Origin of the sequence: Paractinoplanes pyxinae, from assembly GCF_026626335.1 — a bacterium.
Taxonomy (GTDB): Bacteria; Actinomycetota; Actinomycetes; order Mycobacteriales; family Micromonosporaceae; genus Actinoplanes; species Actinoplanes pyxinae.
Window position 1 is genome coordinate 301,838 of record NZ_JAPNTZ010000009.1, and the last position, 21,110, is coordinate 322,947.

General features: G+C 65.7%; 15 protein-coding genes and 1 pseudogene. 5 read left to right on the forward strand and 11 right to left on the reverse strand.

Going from position 1 to position 21,110, the window contains the following annotated elements:
- Positions 1-332 precede the first annotated feature (332 nt).
- The gene (locus OWR29_RS26490; RefSeq protein WP_267565954.1) at positions 333-1,058 is read right to left on the reverse strand and encodes a hypothetical protein; all 726 of its coding nucleotides are present in this window, start codon (positions 1,056-1,058) and stop codon (positions 333-335) included.
- Between the two features lie 877 nt (positions 1,059-1,935).
- On the opposite strand from OWR29_RS26490, the gene OWR29_RS26495 reads away from it, so the two are divergent.
- Positions 1,936-4,923: an AfsR/SARP family transcriptional regulator gene (locus OWR29_RS26495; protein WP_267565955.1), complete on the forward strand. Its 2,988-nt coding sequence runs from the start codon at positions 1,936-1,938 to the stop codon at positions 4,921-4,923.
- 642 nt (positions 4,924-5,565) lie between these two features.
- Here the strand turns inward: OWR29_RS26495 and OWR29_RS26500 are convergent.
- The 4 genes from OWR29_RS26500 to OWR29_RS26515 form a co-directional block, all read right to left on the reverse strand.
- Entirely contained in the window at positions 5,566-6,321 is a 756-nt protein-coding gene (locus OWR29_RS26500) for a hypothetical protein (protein ID WP_267565956.1), read from the reverse strand.
- A 4-nt stretch (positions 6,322-6,325) separates the two neighbouring features.
- Positions 6,326-6,505, reverse strand: a complete 180-nt coding sequence (locus tag OWR29_RS26505) for a hypothetical protein (RefSeq protein ID WP_267565957.1) — start codon at positions 6,503-6,505, stop codon at positions 6,326-6,328.
- A gap of 509 nt (positions 6,506-7,014) precedes the next feature.
- The gene (locus OWR29_RS26510) at positions 7,015-7,806 is read right to left on the reverse strand and encodes a hypothetical protein (protein WP_267565958.1); all 792 of its coding nucleotides are present in this window, start codon (positions 7,804-7,806) and stop codon (positions 7,015-7,017) included.
- A 969-nt stretch (positions 7,807-8,775) separates the two neighbouring features.
- Entirely contained in the window at positions 8,776-9,510 is a 735-nt protein-coding gene (locus OWR29_RS26515) for a phosphoribosyltransferase (protein WP_267565959.1), read from the reverse strand.
- Positions 9,511-9,710: 200 nt separating this feature from the next.
- On the opposite strand from OWR29_RS26515, the gene OWR29_RS26520 reads away from it, so the two are divergent.
- Entirely contained in the window at positions 9,711-10,307 is a 597-nt protein-coding gene (locus OWR29_RS26520) for a TIR domain-containing protein (protein ID WP_267565960.1), read from the forward strand.
- A 42-nt stretch (positions 10,308-10,349) separates the two neighbouring features.
- On the opposite strand, the gene OWR29_RS26525 is transcribed toward OWR29_RS26520, so the two are convergent.
- From OWR29_RS26525 to OWR29_RS26540, 4 genes are all read right to left on the reverse strand, one after another.
- A complete protein-coding gene (locus tag OWR29_RS26525) occupies positions 10,350-11,144 on the reverse strand; it encodes a hypothetical protein (RefSeq protein ID WP_267565961.1) in 795 nt (264 codons plus the stop codon).
- Positions 11,104-12,024, reverse strand: a complete 921-nt coding sequence (locus tag OWR29_RS26530) for a DNA-processing protein DprA (protein WP_267565962.1) — start codon at positions 12,022-12,024, stop codon at positions 11,104-11,106. The genes OWR29_RS26525 and OWR29_RS26530 overlap by 41 nt, the downstream gene beginning before the upstream one ends.
- A 554-nt stretch (positions 12,025-12,578) precedes the next feature.
- Positions 12,579-12,953, reverse strand: coding sequence for a hypothetical protein (locus tag OWR29_RS26535; RefSeq protein WP_267565963.1), 375 nt, complete (start codon positions 12,951-12,953; stop codon positions 12,579-12,581).
- A gap of 333 nt (positions 12,954-13,286) precedes the next feature.
- On the reverse strand, positions 13,287-15,416 hold the full coding sequence (locus OWR29_RS26540) for an NACHT domain-containing protein (RefSeq protein WP_267565964.1): 2,130 nt from the start codon (positions 15,414-15,416) through the stop codon (positions 13,287-13,289).
- Positions 15,417-15,771: 355 nt separating this feature from the next.
- Here OWR29_RS26540 and OWR29_RS26545 point away from each other — a divergent pair, with 355 nt between their 5' ends.
- The 3 genes and pseudogenes from OWR29_RS26545 (at position 15,772) to OWR29_RS26550 (ending at position 17,106) form a co-directional block, all read left to right on the forward strand.
- Positions 15,772-15,909, forward strand: a complete 138-nt coding sequence (locus OWR29_RS26545; RefSeq protein WP_267565965.1) for a hypothetical protein — start codon at positions 15,772-15,774, stop codon at positions 15,907-15,909.
- A pseudogene (locus OWR29_RS48165) lies at positions 15,906-16,100 on the forward strand (P-loop NTPase fold protein); the annotation flags it as partial. The gene OWR29_RS26545 and the pseudogene OWR29_RS48165, both read left to right, overlap by 4 nt.
- A gap of 88 nt (positions 16,101-16,188) precedes the next feature.
- The gene (locus tag OWR29_RS26550) at positions 16,189-17,106 is read left to right on the forward strand and encodes a KAP family P-loop NTPase fold protein (protein WP_267565966.1); all 918 of its coding nucleotides are present in this window, start codon (positions 16,189-16,191) and stop codon (positions 17,104-17,106) included.
- 320 nt (positions 17,107-17,426) lie between these two features.
- Here the strand turns inward: OWR29_RS26550 and OWR29_RS26555 are convergent, their stop codons facing one another.
- Together OWR29_RS26555 and OWR29_RS26560 are read right to left on the reverse strand one after the other, a co-directional pair.
- Entirely contained in the window at positions 17,427-20,570 is a 3,144-nt protein-coding gene (locus OWR29_RS26555; RefSeq protein WP_267565967.1) for a DEAD/DEAH box helicase, read from the reverse strand.
- A 283-nt stretch (positions 20,571-20,853) separates the two neighbouring features.
- Positions 20,854-20,985: a hypothetical protein gene (locus tag OWR29_RS26560; RefSeq protein WP_267565968.1), complete on the reverse strand. Its 132-nt coding sequence runs from the start codon at positions 20,983-20,985 to the stop codon at positions 20,854-20,856.
- Between the last annotated feature and the right edge of the window lie 125 nt (positions 20,986-21,110).

Consider the following 21,110-nt stretch of genomic DNA (forward strand, 5'->3'; position numbering starts at 1 on the left):
CCGCGGTGGGCGTCGTGAGGGCGACGCCAGGAAAGGGGCGCGAGCCTTCAGAGCACGACAGATTTGTCCAGCTGGTAGTGCTCGGCGACGCCGAGCGTGGTCGCGAAGTACGCCAGCGGTGATTACGGGTCTGGGACAGCCTTCGCTGCCAGGCCCAGGCGGTAGCTGCCTAGCGTTGCCGAGTGCACCGCGTCTAGGTGGGCAATATCGGGGCAAGAGAGGGGTGACCACTTCGCCGACCTGCACACCGGGCGGGCTGCGTCAGGCGGGGGTCATGGTGTCTCAGACCGATGCGAAGATCCCGCTCGAGCAAGGCTTGATCGCCATCGACGTCATCCTTCCGGCCAGCGGCCGGTGGGTGGCTTTGTGTCTAACGCAGCCTCGGACCTGGCGGGTGGCAGCGGAGTCGGCGATGGTGAACTGGGATGTCGCCGGTCCTGAGTAATCGCGCGCCACCAGTGCCAGAGCTTTGCGGCGGCGCTTTGCTGCAGCTTTGAACCGGCCAGCACGATGGCGGCGATTCCAGCGACGAGCAGCGCAACACCGCCGAGAACGAAACCGTTACGCAGTGCTGCCGTGCCACCGAGGCTCAGTGAGGTAGCCAGTCCAATAGCTGCAGCACCATACAGATCTCGAATGCCGTGGAGCTTTGCCAGCCCAGTGACGAAGATTGCTAGACCTAAAGCGACCGTGGCGGCACTGGGCAACTTGCCGACGGTGGGCGACCAGGCTATCCCCGTAGCGGCAATGCCGAGACCGCACAGCGCGCCGGCCGCTCCGAGAAATACGTGGCTGCCACGGACGATGCTGACGCCAACGATGCCGACCGCTGCCCCGCTGACGGCGACGATCAGACCAAAGGCTTGACCGTCTTGCAGCAACGGAAGCCCTACCGCGGCAAGCGAGACTCCGCCGCCGATGCACGCTGCGCCGCCAAGTAGACGAGCAGCTGTGTGCACGCTGGTGGCAAGCAGAACAGTAACGGCTAAAAAGACAGCGGCCACGGCCGTGAACCACGCCGTCCAGCGCGGTAGGACCAGCGAGAGCACGATGCCCATGGCCGCCAGCGTCCACAGCACGATGCAGACAACACGCTGGAGCACCGAGCCGGGGTACCGACGCAACCATGCTGCGACAGCCGCCACCACGCCCAAGCCGGCAGTGACCACCAAAGCTACGCGCGGAAAAGTATCGCTCAGGATGTTGACGCCGATGCCTGCGCTTAAAGTGCCGAGACAGAATCCTGCAACCGTGCCTAACCCGCCAAGCCGCGACCAACCTTGGGCCGGCGGCGACGGGGGTGATGCCGGTGGATGTGACTGGGCTGTGTGTGGGGGTTCGCGTAGCCTCATTGCTGATCCTCGTCCTCCTGGTCCCTCATGCGTACGGATCTGGTCGAGCGGATCGAGGACGGCACCCGCGCCAACGGGTGCCGTTCGCGTATCCGCCGGTCGCAGCGGACACTCGTCAAGCAACCGTCCTCACCCGTTGTGCAAATGCAGAGCTAGCCCGATGGGAGACCACGATCCTCGCCCGGTAGGCCTACGGTAGGATCGCGGTAGAAGGTAAGCGGAGGCTAGCGCAGCAACAACTCGAAGGAAAGCCGCGAGAAATGCCATCCAGATCCACGAACGGTAGGTTGGCGGTAGGTTTGACGATGTCGACGTTGGCAGGATCGAGGCCTCGTCCGCAAAGCGCCCCGGCGGGGAAGGTGGGTTGCATGCTGCTGAGCAGGACGCGAGGCGTGCTCGACATCGAGTACTCGAACAAGTCGTCCACAACGATTGAGACGAGTGGTGCACAAAGACTGCAAGACCGTTGTAAGGGATCGTGGCGGCAGGAGTCGGTGACGAACACGCGAAATCCGACGATCCTCGTCCTTGTGTCAGTTCGCCCTTCTTCGCGCGAATCTCTCCATTTCGGACGAAACCTTCAGTGATCTTCCGAGTCCTTGGGAATCTCGAGGTGCGACCGCCCGGCGGCGGTGCCCTCGAGCTGCCCGGCGGTCACCACCTGTCAGTGCTCGCGGCCCTGCTGATCAAGGCGAACCAGCAGCTGTCCACGACGGAACTGTTACAGGCGAGCTGGGGCGACCCCGAGGTCAGCCCGGCTCAGCTGCACAAGGCCGTCTCGGCGTTGCGCCGGCTGGTCGCGCTGGCCGGCCGGCCCGGCTCGATCAAGACCCACAATCGCTTCGGGTACGAGTTGAAAGCCGCGACCGCCGACCTCGATCTGCTGCAATTCCGCTGGCACGTCGACCGGGCCGACGCCGAGCGCCGCGAGCAGCACATCCCGCAAGAGATCGAGCACCTGCGGGCCGCGATCCGCCTCTGGCGGGGCAGGACCCCGCTGGCCAACGTGCCCGACGCCCCGTTCGCGACCGACATCGCGGCCCTGCTCAGCCGGCGCAAACGGTCGGCCGTACGCCTGTTCACGTTGGAGCACGCGCGCGGCGAGCACGCCGCCATTCTCGACGACCTGACCCAGTTTTTCGCCGAGGACCCGGCCGACGGGCAGCTATGCCGCCTACTGATGCTCTCGCTCTACCTCAGCGGCCACACCACCGAGGCTATGGCCGCGCTCGAGCGCCACGAGGAGGCGGTCGACGGCGGCGCGGCCAAAGAGCTACGCAAGCTGGGCTACCAGATGGCCATGCACAACGACGAGGCGGTGGCCCGGGCCGACGACACCGCCGTGCGAGTCCCACGCCCAGTCGCGCTCCCTCGTCAACTCCCGCCCCCTCCGGCCTCGTTCGTCGGCCGGGATGCTGTGTTGGCCGAGGTCGGGGCGGTGCTGCGCGACCGGCGCCTCAAGGTGGTGGTGATCTCAGGACCAGGCGGCATGGGCAAGACCGCCCTCGCCCTGCGCGCGGCTAATGACGCGGCCGACCTGTTCCCCGACGGGCAGCTCTGGGCCGACCTGCGCGGCAGCTCCGACCAGCCGGTCGACCCGGGCGAGGTGCTGGCCGAGTTCCTGCGGGCGCTGGGCGAGACGACGGTGCCCGAGAGCCGCCGCGAGCGCATCGCGTTGTTCCGCACGTTGGCCGCCGGGCGCAAGCTGCTGATCGTGCTGGACGACGCCGGCTCGGTGGCCCAGATCCGCGACCTCATTCCGGGTGGCGTCACCTCGGTCGTCCTGGTCACCGCGCGCCGCCGACTGCCCGGCATCGACGCGCCCGCCCACCACGTCGCCACTTTGGAGGCCCTCGACCACGAGACGGCCGCGGAGCTATTCCGCAACGTGGTCACGGCGGCCCAGGTCGATGTCGGCCGCGAGCAGGAGGCGGTCGAGGCGGTGGTCCGGCTCTGCGGCGGTCTGCCCCTGGCTCTGCGGATCGCGGCCCAGATGCGGGTCGAGGACTTCCACCGCCCCATCGCCGAACTGTTGCGCCGGCTGCGCGAGCAGGGCCCGGCCGCCTTCCGGCACGGCGACGAGAGCCTGGCCCGCACGATCGGCGCCGGGCTGGCCCCGCTCGACGACCTCGCCCGCCGGCTCTTCCTCGGCCTCGGCCTGCTGGCCCAGCCCACCTTCGGCGAGTGGACGGCGGCCGCGCTGCTCCAGGAGCCGGGCCCGGCCGCCGGCGCCGCGCTGGCCCGGCTGGCGCTGGTCGGCATGGTCGACCCGGTGCACCCTGGCGCCCGCTACGGCTTCCACGACCTGACCCGCGACTATGCCCGGGACCGGGCCCGGGCCGAACTGAAGCCGCCGGACGAGCACACCGAGGCGCCGGCCCGGGTCTGCCGAGCCCTGCTGACACTCACCCGCCGCGCCCACGACGCCCTATATGGCGGGCAGTCCAAGATCGTCCACAGCGACGAGCCCGACGTGCTTGTACCGGACGCCGAGGTGGAAGCCCTGGCTTCGGCGCCGCGCGCCTGGTTCGAGATCGAGCGGCTGAACATTCGGGCCGCGGTGGGTCAGGCGGCGGCGCTCGGGCTGACCGAGGTGTGCTGGGACCTGGCCGTGTCGGCCCACGAGTTCTACGCCATCGGGCAGTACTTCGACGACTGGCGGGTCACCCATGAGATCGCGCTGGCCGAGTGCCGGCGCGCAGGGGATCGGCGGGGCGAGGGGGTCGTGCTGATCGGGCTGGGTCAGCCGCCGCTGGTGGCCAGCGGCAGCCCCGGCGTGTCCGGCGTGGCCGAGCTGGAACGGGCGCAGGAGCTGCTGGCCGAGGTGGGGGAGCGGCGCGGGCGGGCAGTCGCGCTGCGGACGCTGGCCAACGCCCTGCGCCGGCGGGGTGAGCTGGCCCGGCCGCTGCAACAGTTCACCGAGGCTCTCGTGCACTATCGCGAGAGCGGGGACGTGGTGGGCGTGCAGCAGACGTTGCGCTTCATCGGCCAGGCCCACCTCGACATGGGTCACGCCGAGGCGGCCGTGGCCACCTTGCGCGAGGCCGAGCGGGTGGGGCGGGAGCTGGGCCAGCCGCAGGTGCTGGCGCCGACGCTGTACTGGATGGGCCACGCCTACCTGGCCCGGGGCAATCAGGCGGCGGCCGAGGCGGCCTTCGGGGAGGTGTTCGCGATGTTCCTGGACGACGGGGTCGGCCACGCCTACGCGCTGCACGGCCTGGGCGATCTGGCTCTGGTCAGCGGCGATCTCGACGTGGCCGCAGCCCGGTTGGCGCGGGCCGAGGAGTGCGCCCGGGACAGCGCCGACATCGTGCTGGAGGGCCGGATCCACCTCACGACGGCGCTGCTGGAGGGGGCCCGGGGTGCGCGCATCGAGCAAGAGGTGGCCCTGCTGCGCGCGGTGGAGCTGTTCCAGTCGTGCGGTGCTGTCCACCTCGAGATCGCGGCCCAGGCGGCGCTGGCCGACGCGTACGCGTTGACGCAGAACCAGCCGGAGGCGGAGGCGGCCGCCCGCGACCGCGTCCGGGAACTCTCGGCGGGGCTGCCGCCCGACGACCGTATACACAACTAATGCAGTTTCTCTGAGTGTGGCTCGGGCGTGCGCCCAATTCGGCCGTCGTGACCTCAACCGCGCCGTGGTGAGCTTCTTCGGCTTCTAGTTCGCCATCCGCCGACTTGAGACCGCAAACGACACCAGGACTGTATCGGTGGACCTGACCGCAGTGGACGCACAGTTCGGAACGTTGAAACTCGACTTCTGGAAGGCCGGCTTCCTCGGCACCGCAGCTACATCACCACACAGGTGCTCGACGTGGAAGCCCACCTAGGCAAAACCGTCATGTTCTTGTGCAGCCGGGACAATCCAAGCCAGCCCTAAGGTTGCAGCCCGATCGGCGTTCTCCGGCCCGAGTCGGAGAACGCCATCGCGCAACATGACCCTTATGGTGCAGGAGGCTGTGGTCCGACGAGTCGTCGAGCGCCTCTATAGCCGTCGGTAGACGACACCTGTGTCGTCTGGGCCAGCATCCACGTCTGCGCCATCGGATAATCACCAGCGTGCTGCCGGTCGACCTGCTGCCCTGAGCCACATCATCTTCAACTGAAGCACCGCCCACACGGATGCACCAATCAAGCTGTGATGGGTGACCACGTCGGCATCGGAGCAGTCTGGCTCCAGAAAGCGCGCCCAATATTGACGCGCGCAAGGTGGTGGTCAGCCGGATTCTGAGCAGTCAGTGAGGTCCTTCGTCTCCGGCGGGCGGGGCACCAGTAATGACAGCAATTGTGCATCGCCTGCAGGCGATTTTATGATCAGTTCTAGGTGATCGGGTTGCAGGATCCATTGCCGATCAGTCTCCGAGAATTCAAGAGTTAAGCCAGAATAACTAAGCCAGCCGCTCGCTTCGTTCCGGAATTTATGCGGCGGCGGGGCTGAGAGCCGGAACGTGCGCAACGTGCACGGCGGAATGTCACCGATCGAGATTGATCCGTTCGACGGACTGCGGGTATCGAGCGGCGCTTGGATTTTCACGGTCCGAAGGGGCACGGGCGCCCGATTCTGGATAAAGACGTCTAAGCCAGCTGGGAAGTCGCTGGTCTTTTCACGGCCGTTCATTGCCCAGATCGCCACACGTGAGGCGTAAACCCGTTGAGCCCGCAGGAGCAGGAATTTGTTGATCTCGCCTTGATCCTGATTGAGTTGCTTCTGGCCACGGTTAAGTTCCTGCTGGTCATGGTTCAGCTTGCGTTGACCGGACCATGCGACTGCAGATAGAACCACAGCGACGAGTGCGACCGCCGCGCCGGCCCATGTCGCCCGAGCGGTGGTTTTGGTGGCGCTCAGCATCGCCTGTTCGGTCATCAAATTTGGCGCGGTCGAATCGGTAGCGTCCGAGTGGGACTGGCGCCTTCTCGGTCGGACGAGCACCGCAGCCAAGGACACTGCCGCCATGTCCCGGAGAAAGGTCATAATCCTAGTCGGCGACATAATCTTTTCCGTTCCACCGGTAGAACGTGGTCACATATTCGCCCTCGGCGCAGGTGGGTTCGCATTGGTTGAAGGACTGGCTGATCTCCTGCACGCCGTCTCGGTCACGATCGACAAGCGTTGAGGAGTCGAAGCGAGAGCCGGCCTTATCCTTGTCCTCGGACATGGTTCGCAGATCATCGAGTCCGGTGGGGATCGGTGAAAGAACTACTAAGCCATCATCCCTGCCAGCGTTGTACCGAAGAAACACGTGCCCCGTCCTGTCGCTGCTCGGCTTCGCCGGTTGGAACACCGACCAGTCCCCACCTTTACGCTTCCATCGAACCGTCCGCGTGCTATCCATGGCGACAACCAGCGTCTCGTAGGACAACCATGGTTCGCTCTGCTCTGTGCCGCCAGTTTTGATGGTTAGGATCCAGATTGAGCCCCACGAAGGATGGTTGATCCGAACGGAGCCAGTGACTGCGCAATCGTTTGAGCAGATGCGTAGCTGACGGAGTTCGATCGGTTGGGGGATGGAAAGCGTCGAGGGCAGCGCCGCAGACGAGGTTGAGGTCGGCAGTGCGGGGCTTCCCGCGCTGCTCGCGGTAGCCGACTGTGTCGGTGGTATTGGTAGCCGTTCAGTGCTGCAGCCGCCCAGAAGGATTACGGCGGCCAAACCGATCTTATCGACCCTCACCATGTGGCACACTCAGCCGCGAAGTCGGCGGGCGTTTTCTCGATGATCTTCAGCCCATCGCGTTGCCGCACATTCTCGTATCGCAGCGAGCTCATGTGCTGCACTTCGTCCGGCGTCATACCGAGCCGTGCGTCTGGAGGCGGACAGAGGCTAGTGGCCACCCGGAATGGGACGATGCCGTTCCGGAGGATTGTCTGCGCCTTCCGGCCGCCCACCTCGTAGGAGATAAGCATGTCGAAGGTGTAAGCACCTTTATCTGTTAAGAAACTCCAGAGGAATGTTTTCTTCTCGTGCGGGTCGAGATCGATGCTGGGGTACTCGAGGAAGTATTTCCCTAAAATTTTTCCGGAATCGTCCATCGCTTTCGCAATGGGGGCTGCGGCGTCCATGTCGAATACCATTTGCGCGGGGTCACCGCCTTCGCTGTAGTACTCGATCAGCGCAGCCAAGGGCAGGCACTCGGACACGATGTTGGCTGGACGGACGTCGTAGATACTGATCTTCCGGCCCGTCCTGTTCTCGAGCGCAACCCGGGCAACTCCACCGTCGGAGGCGAACGCCCCTTGGGCATAGCCGTAATCCATATCGACGGACTGGCTAGTACTGAGCGCCTCTGGCAGCTTCGTAAGCGACTGTGCGGACAAAATGATGTTGTCCTGCAGGCTGCCTGCGAGATAGTTCAAGGTAGTAGCCAGCAGGTCGTTCCCGGTCTGTTTAGCGGAGTGCTGGGCGGCCGTTGGACACGCGGTCACGGGTGCAACCGGCCGCCGACCGGAGGAAGTCGTCATCGCAGGGCTCGTCGACGTGCTTGTTGGGGCGGTCGACGGGGTTGGACCGCTATTTAGCTCGGTCGTGCCACATCCGGTGAGGGTCAGGATGATCAATGTGATCCAGGTGGCGGTGGTCCGACGGAACACGAACACGAAACCTCCGAAGAGTCGTGACCTTCTCTATAGCATCATGACTACTCACGGTAGGCTTTATGTTGCTGCACGGCGTACCCCAGACGGTTGATTTGGCCTACTCGAAGGTGGATTTCAGTACGGCTTGTCGTCGAGTGATCGCGGTCGATCAGGTGTACGGTTAATGGTCACGTTCCGCTAGGACTATCGATCAGGTTCCCGCGCGGGGCGCACTCCTTGCAGACGATCAACGTTCAGCGGTCCACTCGTTATGCTGGAACCCACGGATCGTAGACAGTTAACTATCGCTCTCCTTGATGCACTCCGCAGGCAGCACCTCAGAGCCTGACACAAAGAGCCATTATCGACCCGGACCCTCGCCGTTCCGGCCGCGGCGCCGCACATGGCCAGCCTCCACGGGGCTTCAGCGGGTTGGCAGCCTCGTAAAGCCGGTGATGAGGGCCGCTACTGAGCGGAGCACGCCGGCCAGGCGGCCAGTCCAGCGGTTAATGGGCCATCGGCGGCGATGGTCGCCGCTGTCATGGGCAGCAGCTTGCGAGTCATCGGTCATGGGTTTCTCCCGCGCTGCTTTCCACGCATCGTCTTCCGTCTGGACGTCTCCCACCACTCGGGGCCGAGGCCGATGCGGCCACGGTGTCTCCATGACCGTGCTGACCGAGGTGCTGTGGTAGAGCAGGCGGACAGATATAAGGTGCTCCCGAGGTCTTGGGGTTCAGGCGACCAGCGCGGTCTCGAATGTGGCCGCGCCGATCCGACCTCGTACGGGAACCAGCCGACGCGGTCAGCGCAACAAAGCCCCAGTAGGCGCCCCCTCCCTACGGCCTTCCGCTCCGGTCACCGCTCGAGCGCGCAGGTGTTCATATCGAACTGTGTCCGCGTGACCTGGTCGATGAGCTGTTCGGAGTTGCCGAAGCCGGCGTGTAGTTGTCGGCCGATCGTGAGTCCGGCAATGCGAGGAAGGCCGCGGCCGCGCAGACACATGGCAGCGCTTATCAGTGTGGAACCGGAGGTCCAGGTGTCGTCGACCAGAAGAACGCCGATCCCGGACGGTGCAGCTTGGCCCGCCCGGTAGAAGGTCGGGTCGATCACACCTCGTTCGGGCCGGCCTGACTTCGCCTTGCCGATCAGGTCGAACGTCCATCGAATAGGCCAGTCGTCGATAAGTCGTATGGCGTCTCGCAGGTGGTCGAAAGCACGTCCGTCGTTGCCGCTGGGAACAATGGTGGCGACGTGGAGCCTTCCGGAGCGAGCCTCCAGGCATGGCAGGTGACGCTCGAGAAAATCCTTCAACAGCGAGGTGAGTGGCGCCGCCATCCACCGGTACTGGACGCCGAAATCCTTATATCGGTGGAGAAGGGATTCGAGCCCGTCGTCCAGCGATGAGCAGATCGGCACGTAGGTGTCCAACGCCCTGGGGTAGCTGTCGCAATGGTTGCAGCGTTGGAAGGGAATCCCGTCGGAGCGGTATCCGACCGCGCCGAAGCAGAGATCGCAGGACTGGCTGGTGGCGACCGGACGGACCACGTGCTGCTCGATGGCCCACGTAGACCATTGATCGGTGGTCGTCATTCGCCCATAGGCTGCGGGGCGAGGAATACTGCGGTATGCCACGGGTCCTCCAGTGCCTCGAGAGCAGTCAGCCATAGACGTCAGTGATGGTATCAACACATAGGGTGGGCAAAGTTGTTGCCGGAGGGCCCGGGCCTTTCCTGTACCGCTTGGCAGGCTCGCGTCTGGGAGCTGGCTCGCACCGGCGACCGGAACGCGTGATGGAGGGACAGCAAGTGGAGCGGTTTTCGGGCGTGAGGATCTACGCGGCAGGAAAGATCGTCCAGAACGGCTGGCGAACGTCGCTGTTCCCCGTCACTGACTGGGCGCAGTACGAGGATCCTTCGCTGCGGATATGGCCGGACGCCGTACCTATCCGGTCCCTGCCGGGCGGGGTCTACGTCGGGCCGCACTTCCTCAGCGATGATCACGGCTGCTTCCACGGCACGAACGCCCACGGCGTCGCCGCCGGAAGTGCGGCCTGCGGCGGGGCCTACCCCGGCCTCCCGCGCGAGGAGGTCGTCAAGCGGTGCCTAGCCGCGATCGAGGACTGCACGCACATCTTCGCGTGGATCGACGAACCGACTGCGTACGGGTCGTTGGCCGAGATCGGCTATGCCCGGGCGCTCGGGAAACGGATCTATCTGTACCTGCCCGCCGGAGTCCAGGCACTGGACGATCTGTGGTTCGCGATGCAGATGGCCGAGCTGACTTCCCGGGTGGCCGATGTCGATGCGGCGTGGAACGACTTCACCGACCGGCTAACGCGATCCGGCTCAGACGCCTGGTATCGGCCAACCAAAATCCGGCTTCCGTGACCCGGTATCGGGCGTCACATCGGCGCAGTGGAGGCCGCGTCGCTAGCTGACTGGCTCGCTTTCCAGCACACATTTCCGCAGGTCAAAATCGGGTTCTTGGCGCAGCCGGGCCACCAGAGCCTTAGACGGCCCATAGCCGGGATTGACGTGCCGGCCAAGGACCACGATCGCTACGGCGGCGGCGCCGGCGCGTTTGAGGGCGAGGGCCAACGACTGGATCCTGCTTCCCGTGGTCCAAGTGTCGTCGACCAACAGTACGCGGGCTCCGTCGATGCCGGCATCTACGACGAAGCGGTCGGGATGAAACCGGCGGTCGTCTGACTGATAAACCGCATTTGCCTTCACCGAGACAGCGGGGATACTGATGCGTCTGGTCACAACGTCGTCAACGGGATGGGAGCCCGGCCGACCCCGCGTGGAGGGCACGCTCGCGATATGGGTGAAGTCGCCGCCGACCGCGCGAGCGAGACACTCCCAGTGGTAAGCGATAAACAGGATCGCCAGCGAGGACAGATTCCGTTTGGCCAGGGCAGACGGCCGATTCGCCTTATAGACGGCCAAGGCGTGGGCATGCTGGTCGCCCTTCACCGCGTAGGCGATCGGTGCAACAACGTCAGCCAGGCCATCACCGCCAGCCATACGGTGTTGTTCGCACTGGTAGCAGCGGGCGAAGCCTTCTCCAGCGCTGCTATGGCACACCACGCAGATACCCTCACCGGCCGGCAGAGGATTGCGCAGGTAGTTACGCTGTCTTAGGACGGCATGCTGCTCACCGGTCTGGGCATCGGCCCATTGCCTAAGCGTCGGCAAGGCGTGGCAGACCTTCCAGCGCGTCATCAGCGTTCGGGATCTGCTCAACGATCTGATTAACCGCAGCGATCAGCTGATCCTTGCTGCTGACCACCACGACGCCGGGCCTACTGGCGTAGCTCTGCGCCCAGTCGTGCTGCAGCAGCGACTCGGCCAGAACCACAGGCCGGCCATGCTGCAGTGCCAGCCGCGCCTGGATCCGGGCGCCACTCTGATAGGCGGCCTCGACCACCACGGTCGCGGCGGAATACCCACTCATCACGGCGTTACGCATCGGGAAACTCTGACGTGTCGGCGACGCATCCGGCCAGAACTGACTCAGAACCAGCCCTTCTTGGACGATGCGCTGCTGCAGCTCACGGTTCTGCGCCGGGTAGAAGCGATTCACGCCAGTACCGACAACCGCGACGGTGCGGCCACCTGCCCTCAGCGCCGCCGTATGCGCCGCGGTGTCGATACCCGACGCTAGGCCGGAAACAACGGTCACACCGGACTCGGCGAGCGCGGTCGCGATGGCTTGCGCATCGCTCAGCCCCCGGTCTGAGGGCTTTCGGGTACCGACCACAGCCACCGCACGCCGGTCATCAGCCTGTAACCCTCGGGTGAAGACCACCGGAGGCATCTCCCGGATGTCACGCAGCCGTGCCGGGTACGACGCGTCCAGCAGGCTATGCACAGCTATACCGCTCTGCTCCCACGCCCGGAGCTCATCCAGAGCGTCGCTGTGAGCGGTCCTCATCGCATCGTGGTCGGGGAACAACGTATCGCTGCTACCCAGCGTCCGTTCTAGTACGCCCACGGCCTCACCCTCGGCAAGGACCTCTGCTGCGATGTCCTGCCACCGGGCACGAGGCTGGCGAAGCAAGGCGACAAGTGCTGCTGTCTGTGACTGACGAGCGGCATCCATAGACCCGATCCTAGAAGCGTCGTTGCTGCTGAACTGCCGTTGACTCACCGTTCTCACCTCCCGGCGTGGTCTCTGATGATGATTGTCGTATGGGGGTACGACAAGTCTTCGACAGTGCCAGGCGAGCGATGGCGACGGCAAACCAGACTTCCGCCTCTTCAGCCTGGGATACGGCGGAAGCGAAGCAGTTAAGCCGCTCGCAGCAGCAGGGGAATCACTGAGATTCAAAATCCGTGCAGGATGGCGTCATGCTCCTGGTAGAAGCGCCAGGCCGCCGTAGAGGGTCCGAGCCCGGCCCCGGCACCAGCTCATCTATGGCCGACCGTCTTTCGGTCCCCGGCCTACTCGGCACGAGCCACAACGCTGCTGCCATGCCCGTCGACTAGCGGCGGATCCGGCCAGTGCCGACAGGCATGCTGTGATTCCCGGCCAGATCACCCCCTGTAGGCGGCGGTGACGATAGTGGCCGGATTACCCGCCGAGCTGCCCATCGGCCTGCTCCTCGCAGGGGCGGCGGCGAGCGGCGCGGCAGCGGCCTGGTGGCCCCGGGTCGCCTACCGCTTGGCCGTCACCAAGACGACCTGTAGCCCAGCATCCGTGATGACCATCGCGTCCGGGTCGGTCAGCGACTCCAAGGCGGCAGCGACGTCATCGCGGACCTCTGCGTGAGCCGCGGCGTGGACCTCCTCCGCGCTTCGGTCGCCTTGCGCGGGGAACGGGACGGCATCGACCGCTTCGAGGGCCTCACGGGTGAGGGCTATCGGATCGGTCACCTCAACGATCAGCTCAGCCTCGACCTTGAACCGGCGCACACCCTGACTCATGGCAGGCAGCATAGAGACCACACCCGACGCCGATGCGACTCGCCGGAAGAACGAGCCAGCACCGATCGCACCGCAGTACAGGTGGGTCTTTAGCGGCGGGTCCACCAGCCCTCATTGACTCCGGTGGTCCCCGCGCAGCTCGCGCAGACTCGAAGGTCACCGCCGCCAGATGTACGGTGTCTGCGGCGTCGGGCAGCCCATGAACCGGTGTGGCGACAAGTTGAAGTTGGAACTATTAAGGCTGTGCAGAAGCCGTCGGCGCGTCCCAAGGTCCTACCCTCTAGAGAGCCGGGCGGCGGTCCAAACTCGTGAGGTCCTCCCCAAGCGATGGCTGGCGCCCGGCGCCTGAAACCCTCTGGGGGAGGCCGCCCGTCGACGATTTCGGGGAAACTCGGGATACCAATTTCATTCCTGCCGTCCGTCCGCATGGCCCACTGCTTACAGCTTGGCCGCGACATGCCGCTCGCGGTTACGCGGAGACCATCGTCGGGTGTGCCTTTGGCGGGTGTTCCGCGCTGTGGCGGCGAGGTGCTCGTGGAGTAGTGCGTGCCGAAAAACGTAGACCGCACCGGAGCGGCGCAGCACGCCGCGCTGATGAGTGTCATTGAGGAAAGCAGCTACTCGCCACGGGAGTCGGCCCTGCAGGGGTAGCCAGCACCGTACGAACAACAGCCAGCGCATCCAGGCGCTGTCTCTGAGGACGAGTAGCGCTGATACCGGCACCGCCCATGCGATCCCCGCCCACCAGCCAGCGGTGGGGATCGCTAGCAGCGTCAGCAACAGGCCGATGACGGCGATCCGGGCCAGGCTGCGGGCTCGGTCGGCGGTGAGGGACTGGGCGGGATCGGTCGATCGGGTCAGATCGACGTGGTCCTCGAGGCCGGAGGCGATCGCGGCGAAGACACCCACGATGGCCCCGAAACCTACGCCGCATAGCGGCCCGAGCGCGTAGAACGCTGCGTAGGCGGCGGCTTGCCATAGCGGTGACACCGTCGCCGGGAGGGGGCGGCTGAAGAAGATCGCGGGGCCGAGCAGCAGCAGACCGCCGGCCAACCCGATCAGTAGTCCGTTGCGGGCATACCTTACGACGATCCGCGCCGGGCGACGCCACGTCCAGCTGACCCGGGCGGGAGGAGGGCCAGGCGCCACGAAGTACGCCCCGTATAGCAGAGAGGCCAACACGCAGAAATTGAGGCCCATGACGAAATTGCTCAGCACCAAGGTCCAGAAGGCGAGGCTCACGAGTACCAGGGGAACGCACGCGATCAGGGCGCGGCTGCGGGCTGGTATCGAGTCCGCCATCTGCCACCACGCCAGCTCGCGGGTGCCGCGGCGATCGAGATCGTCCGCCAGGTGCGCCAACCAGTGCTGCACGTGATCCAGGCGCCAGGATGGCCGCGATCCGGTAGCCCGATAACGTGCCGGCACGTACGCGGCAACGAGGTGCCGTTGAATGTCGCTGGCGCGAGGAAACCGGTGGCTGTCAACCAGTTCCGCCGCGTCGGCCTCGCCCGCATCGGAGTAGATGCTTCGCGCCAGGAAAACCATCAGCGGGTTCTTCAGCGCCTCACGCAACATGGTGGCGGATTCGCCGTTCGGGTCGTCTCGCACAAGGGCCACGACCGCTGTCCACATGCCGGCGCGGCCCTCGGATTCCGGGCGTACGGTGCGACTCAGGTAGTCGAGGACGTCCGGCAGGTCGAGGTCCTCCAATTCGACCACTGCTGCGTGGGAAAGCACTGTCGAGGTGAGTGTCGCCTGCGTGTATTCCTCGGGCCTACAGGTGACCACGAGCGGTGAGTCGCTGGCCTCGCTGAGCTGGCGAAGGGCATCAGCCTGGAGCTGCTGGCTGATTTCGTCGAAGCCATCGAGGAGGGGCAGCACACGGCCGGTTTCCACCAGCGCTGCGGCAATGCTCTGCCGGCCCGCGTACCTCTGCGCCGTCCGCGGGTGGTCTCGTTCGATCTTGCCGGCCAGCCATTCCCGGAGCGGAACACTCGGGTTCCAGGAGGCAACGTTGACGACGACCGGAACCGGCTGTCCCGGTGAACGCTCGGTGAGCAGCCCCCGGGCCAGCCGCCCCGCCAGCACGGTCTTACCGGAACCGGCCTCGCCCAGCACCACCAGCCGCCGCGACGGAATACGGCCATAGACCGTGGCGATCCGTTCAAGGCGGTCGTCGACGTCCAGCGCCGGCCCTTGCGACCCGATCGCCGTGCGGGTCACATTGCCAGGATGGTCAGCAAGTCCGTCGCCTGCCTCATGCCAACGGACCGGAAGCGGTGCAGGCTGCGTGACACGGCGTTGTTCCTCGTCGTTGCGCAGCGTCGCGGCGATGGTCTCCGCCAGGTCATCCGCAACACGGTCAAGATCAACGCTTGAGTTCCGGCGCTCACTGTCGCGCTGGGCACCCGCCAGATAGGCGATCAGCAAGCCGATTACCACCAGCAGCACGGGCCAGAACGCTCGCCTCATGGGGATGATGTTCGCCAGGAGGTTGGTCGAGACATCCCACGCGAGAATGGCGAGAACTCCTGCCACAATCACCAGGCTCTGGCGCCAACGCACGTGAGGCACTCCCCATCAAGGGCGATCTTCGACGAGGTCAACGGTATCGACCGCGTGCTATCGCACGCCGCGACGGGTGTTTGCAGCTAGCTATCCCGCAACGACACCAGTTGTTGGGGGAGGCGGCTACACGACACGCCACCACGCTGCTGGCCAGCGAGCGCTCCTGGATCAACGCTTCCCGCCCACTGCCGCGCCAGACCTTGTTGATCGATACCGGCGCCCTTGCTTAATTGCGCACTCTCCCATAGCCGCGATCCGGCATTCCGCCACGCTGGCCGAACGAGGTAATGCGCCTCCTGACTACTATGCTGGCTCCTTGTCGATGCGCTGAGTGATCATGATGGAGTTGTCGGTGACCGAGCCCGGATCCCACGCGGACTTTGCCGCGCCGCTGTTCGATGACAACCCGGCGATTCTTGATCTGCTCGGTTTCGACGCGGTGGCTGAGGTGGTCGCGAAGGCCGTCACCGCGGGCGGCTCGATCCAGTGACCGTCGGGATCCACAGCGCCTGGGGCGGCGGGAAGTCCACCGCGCTGAACCTCATCGCAACACGGCTGGAAAGAGAAGGCCACGTGGTCGTGGTCCGTATCGACCCGTGGGAGTTCGAGAACGTTGAGGACCTGCGCGGCACGTTGATCGCTCAGGTCCTCGACGAACTGCAGAGCCGCGTGGAGACGATCGCGGACATCGAGCCCTCGAAGCGTGAGAAGCTGGTCACCCGACTCGGTGACCTGCGGCGGCGCATCGCCTGGGGGACGAGTAGCTCAGGTGCTGGTGTCGAGCGCGGTAAAGATGTCGCCGGACTTCGAGGGCCTCATCGAGGCACTGACGCCCCGACCAAAGCAGGCAGAGACCGACACGTCCGACGAGCAGGGCACGGCCGGCGCTCAGGGCATGGCGGGTTTCCGGGTGGCGTTCGAAACGCTGCTGGAGGAGGTTGACGGCATCCGCAAGGTCGTCGTCCTGGTTGATGATCTCGACCGCTGTCTGCCGCCGACGATCATGGCGACGCTGGAGGCCATCAAGCTGTTCCTGTCGGTGAAGGGGATGGCGTTCGTCCTGGCCGCCGACGAGGACCTGATCCGCGAGGCCATCGGGGTCCACCTCGGAAGCACGGCCAAGGGCGGTTTCGCCAAGCTGTACACCGAGAAAATCATCCAGCTTCCGGTCTCCCTGCCGGTACTGTCTCTGGAGCAGGCGGAGGCGTACATCGCGCTGCTGATGTACAAGAACGCCGGCGAACTCACCACACAAGCATTCGAGAACGTCATCAAGGTAGCTCGCCAGCGCCGCCTGCAGGGCCGCGCGCCATATGTGGTCTCCGGCGAGGACGCCGCGACGGGTCCTTCGAGTGAGCACCTGATCCTGGCTGCTCGCATCGCCGGTGGACTGGGCGCCCACGTCTGGCGCAGCCCGCGGGCGATCAAGCGGTTCCTCAACGCTCTCGCCGTCCGTGAGCACCTCGCCCGTGCCGGCGGCGCCGAGCTGGATCTGGCGGTGCTGCTCAAGCTGTACCTGCTGGAGATCAGGTATCCGCAGGAATTCAAGGTGCTGACACAGAAGGCTAACGCTGAACGCCGCGCGCTGATCATCGAGTGGGAGCGCTGGGCTCACGGCGACGGCGCCCACCCCGCCGGTGGCCAGCAGGCTCCGGCGGACTCGGTCGGCGTCGCTGCCGCCGGGTAGATAGAAGCGGACGACGAGCACGATCGGTCTGTGAGCGGTACGGAAGGCCTCGATGACATCGGCCATGGCGGGCAGGGCTTCGGTGGTGCCAGGTACCCCGTACGGCGCCTCGGTCAGGAAGCCCTTTTGAGCGTCGATGGTGATGAGCGCCGAGGTGGCGAAGTTGAGGTCGGGATGGGGATCGGTCACGTCAGTCCTCAGGCAGTCGGCGCGACCTAGCGTACGGCGATCGGGTCGTACTCGTGGTAGCCGTTGCTGCGCCGCCGGGGCACCGCCAGCCCCACCGCTTCGTATGCTCCTGGGTCGTGCCCGGCGTCTTGCTATCTGAGGTTCTGGCGGGGTAGGTGCTGGGCAAGGCTGGAGAAGTACGGCAGCGGTGACCAGAGCTGATGGTTGCCGATGACATAAAGGCGTTGCTTGGCGCGTGAGACCGCAACGTTGAACAAGTTGGGTCCGGAGGCGGCCCACCGAGCAGTGCCGGTTCTGGCGGGGTTGCCGCCGAGGACGAACAGGACGACGTCGGCCTCCTTTCCCTGGGCGACGTGGACGGTTCCACTGACGATGCCGGGGTAGGTTCGGCCGAGTTTGCGCAGGTGGTAGGCAGTGTCTCGGAACGGTGTGACCGCCATGATGGCGGTGGGTGGGACGCCGTTGCTGACGAGGTGTTCCAAGACCTTGACGGCTGTACGGGTTTCTTCGGGGATCCAATTGCCGTCGGCGTCGGTGCTGGTGACGTCGATCCAGCTGCTGGCCGGGACGGTGAGGGGATGCGGCCGTTGCGTGACGGCGTGGATCATGAGCTGGTTGTAGATGGCGTCGTTGATGACGGTGAACATGGGGTCGTCGCAGCGGCGGTGTACGCGTAGCGGGGCGCCGACCCACACCTCGGCGTCGTGGGGCCCGGGCAGTCGGGTGCCGACGGTGGTGACCCTGTCGGCGAGAATTTGCACGGAGGTCCACCGGGGCAGCCAGGTCTCGCTGACGTTGTGGTGACGGCGCAGTTTCTGCTGGATGGTGTGCAGGACACCGATGATGGGTTCGAGTTGCAGGGGGTCGCCGACGGCGACGACGCGGCGGGCGCGCCAGACCGCGCCGAGCGCGGCTTGCGGAGTGGCCTGGCCGGCTTCGTCGATCAGGAGCCAGCCGATGGCTTCCCGGCCCAGACCGGCGAACATGCGCTCGATCGATGCGAAAGTGCTGGACACGACCGGCGTGAGCAGGAAGAGGGTCTGCCAGGCGGCGCGGATTGATCGCTCCGGGAGACCGCCTGGGGCACGACCGATGAGAATGTCGATCATTGCGTGCAGGTTGTTTCGGATGATCGATGCTGTTGCCGCCAGGAAGGCGGCGTGCAGGTCCAGGGCGGCGAGGAACACTCGCGTGCGGGCGGCGTTCCACTGCCCGTCCAGCCACGGGGCGGCGATCTCCCGGCGGTATTCGTCGCGGCGCCATGCCGCGTCGGGTACCTGGTCGGAGCATTGGAGCCGGATTTGATCAAGATTGTGGTCGACGGCGCGTACCTGCTGCTGGGCTTGGTCGCGGCGGTCGGCCGCCGACTGTAGTTGCAGCGCCGTGGCGTGACTGTGCTGCTCGGCCAGCCACGCCTGTTGCACCGCAATGCCCGCGGCGGTGTAGGCGGCGGCGCTGGTCGCGGCGAAGGGCGCCTGGGCGGCGCGCCAGCGACGTAATGCTGCGCCGAAGGTAAACAACGTCTCCCACGCGCCAGGCTTGGCGCTCAGGTGTTCCTGCCAGCGTTGCCGGGCGTTCTGATCGTGTTGCTGTGCGTTGGCAGCGGTACTGGCCGCGACCGCCGCAGCGGCGCGCGCTTGGTCGTGACTATTGCTCGCGTCGGTCAGTTCTCTGTCGGCTACAGCAAGATCGTGTTCTAGCCGGGGGAGGCTGATCAGCGCTTCGTGGGCGTTCTGGCGGGCCTCGCGCAAGGTCTTTTCGATCTGCAGAGCGGTGCGGAACGCGTCGACGGCTTGCGGCCAGCGGCGGCCAGCGGCGGCCATGTCGCGTGTGCGCAGCCAGTCGAGCAGCCCGGGCTCCGACGCGGCGTTGCGGTCGGCGGTCCGGCCCCACCAGAGCCGGTCGGCGAACCGTTCCCGGTTGGACTTTTTACCCAGCGGTGCAGTGATCAGCGCCCAGGCGGGAGCGTCGAGGACCCGTCCGGCGTGGTCGGCGAAATAGTCGCTGTGCCCTGCCCATGTCTGGTCGATAGCCTTGGCCTGGGGGATTTCTTTGGCCACGTTGTCGATGGCGCCGTTGTTCATGGACGCGACTACCATCTCGAATCCGGTGAACTCCGTGCGCAGAGGTCGAATCGCCATGCGGCCTCGGTCGCTGTTCCAGCCGACGTCCTGCTGGTCGAACGCTGCGTTCGGTGTCCGCAGTGCGGCCAGCAGCTGGGCTCGCTGCACGACCTGACTGGCGACGAGATCGCGCAGCAGCGTGGTCTTGCCGGTGCCGGGTGGCCCGTTCACCCCGAAGGTCCCTGCTGCGCCTTGAAGCTGTTCAGTGATGACGTTGACGGCAAGTTGCTGGCTGGTCGCCAAAGGATGCCCGGTCTTGGCCGGCCAGCGTCCCACTGGGACCAGCGCGGGGCGGAGACGGTCGATGAGCATGTCCTGGGTGCCGCTGTCGCGCACGTCGTGATGTGGCAGCGCCCCGGCGGTCTCCTCGCCGGCCAGGTATGCCGCCAGGGCGGGCCCGACATCGCCGTCGGCGGCCGCGTCTGTGACACGTTGCAAATCCTGCAGGAAGAAGCTGTTGAGCAGGTCCGGCTGGGTGTCGTTGGCGCTCCTGCGACTGACCCGTTCACTGTGTATGCGAAGTCCGGCTGGTCGCAGGGCAGCGTCAACGCCCAGCTGCTCGATCACGACGTCGAAGACCGCCGTGAGGTCGGCGTGCTCGATGGGGCGGCTGACCACAACCTTGTCGCGGCTCAGGTAGTCGGCGGCGACCTTGTCGTCGGCGGCGGCGGCCAGCATCGATCGCACCTCGCCGGCGATCTGGCTGGCGGCCAGGTCGAAACCCTCGAGCCAACCGCCGTTGACGGGACCCGGGTTGACCGCACGACCAGTTGCCCACGCTGCCGTGGTGATCACCAGAGAGTCGAGCAGCAGGCGACCGTCCTCGGTGACCCGGACCGCGAATACGGCGCTGTCGCCCCGAGGTATCCGCTCGTCCATGTCAGCGTCAGACGACCCGAACACGTCCTCCAGGGTGTGATACATCTGATCCAACGTGAAGATGCCGCCGTATACGGTGTGCCGCCACACCTTGTTGTCATCGAACGGCCGCCGGCGCAGACGGTGCGTTTCGTGCCATGGCACCTGCGCCGCCGATCGGACGGCAAAGCGCCATTTCGCCGGGTCTACCGGCTCCAGCACATTCGCACGGAACATCTCCACCGATCGCCAGAACCGGGCGATCGCACTTCTCCGCTGATTCTCGCCTAACACGTCCTGCTGCCCAGATGCCGAGCTACCCACCCCGTGACCCTCCAGCCCGATCGAGACCGATCGGACATCACTGTAGGCAACAGGTCTGACATTTCCTGCCCGCAACCGTCTTCTGTGGATGCCGGCGGGAGCTGTCGCACCCGCCTGAGCGTCAACACGCCCGGCGCCGCATACATGCGCGAGGACAATGCCCAGTATCCGAGGATCGATGGCACCAGGCTTCTCTACAGAACAATTTGAACCGCGAGCCGGGGCCCGACGGGCATCTGCCGGGAAGGCGACCCTAGTCAGGGTTCGTCAGATAGCGCAGGATGGCAGACGCCATGGCGCGCAGAACTCCTGAAAATGAGCCGGCGACGGCCGCGCAGATGATCTTCTCACGCAGCGTGCGTACTTTTCGATCCCGCTTGGTCATGGGAGTCCCTCCGCGATGGTAGAGATGAGGCCCGGCCGCGCCGGTGCCTGACCGGGCACTCAGATTCGCTGCCCTGCCGGCTGCTCTGCTCAGTCGCGACGAGTCGGGCAGGGTGCGGGAGGTGA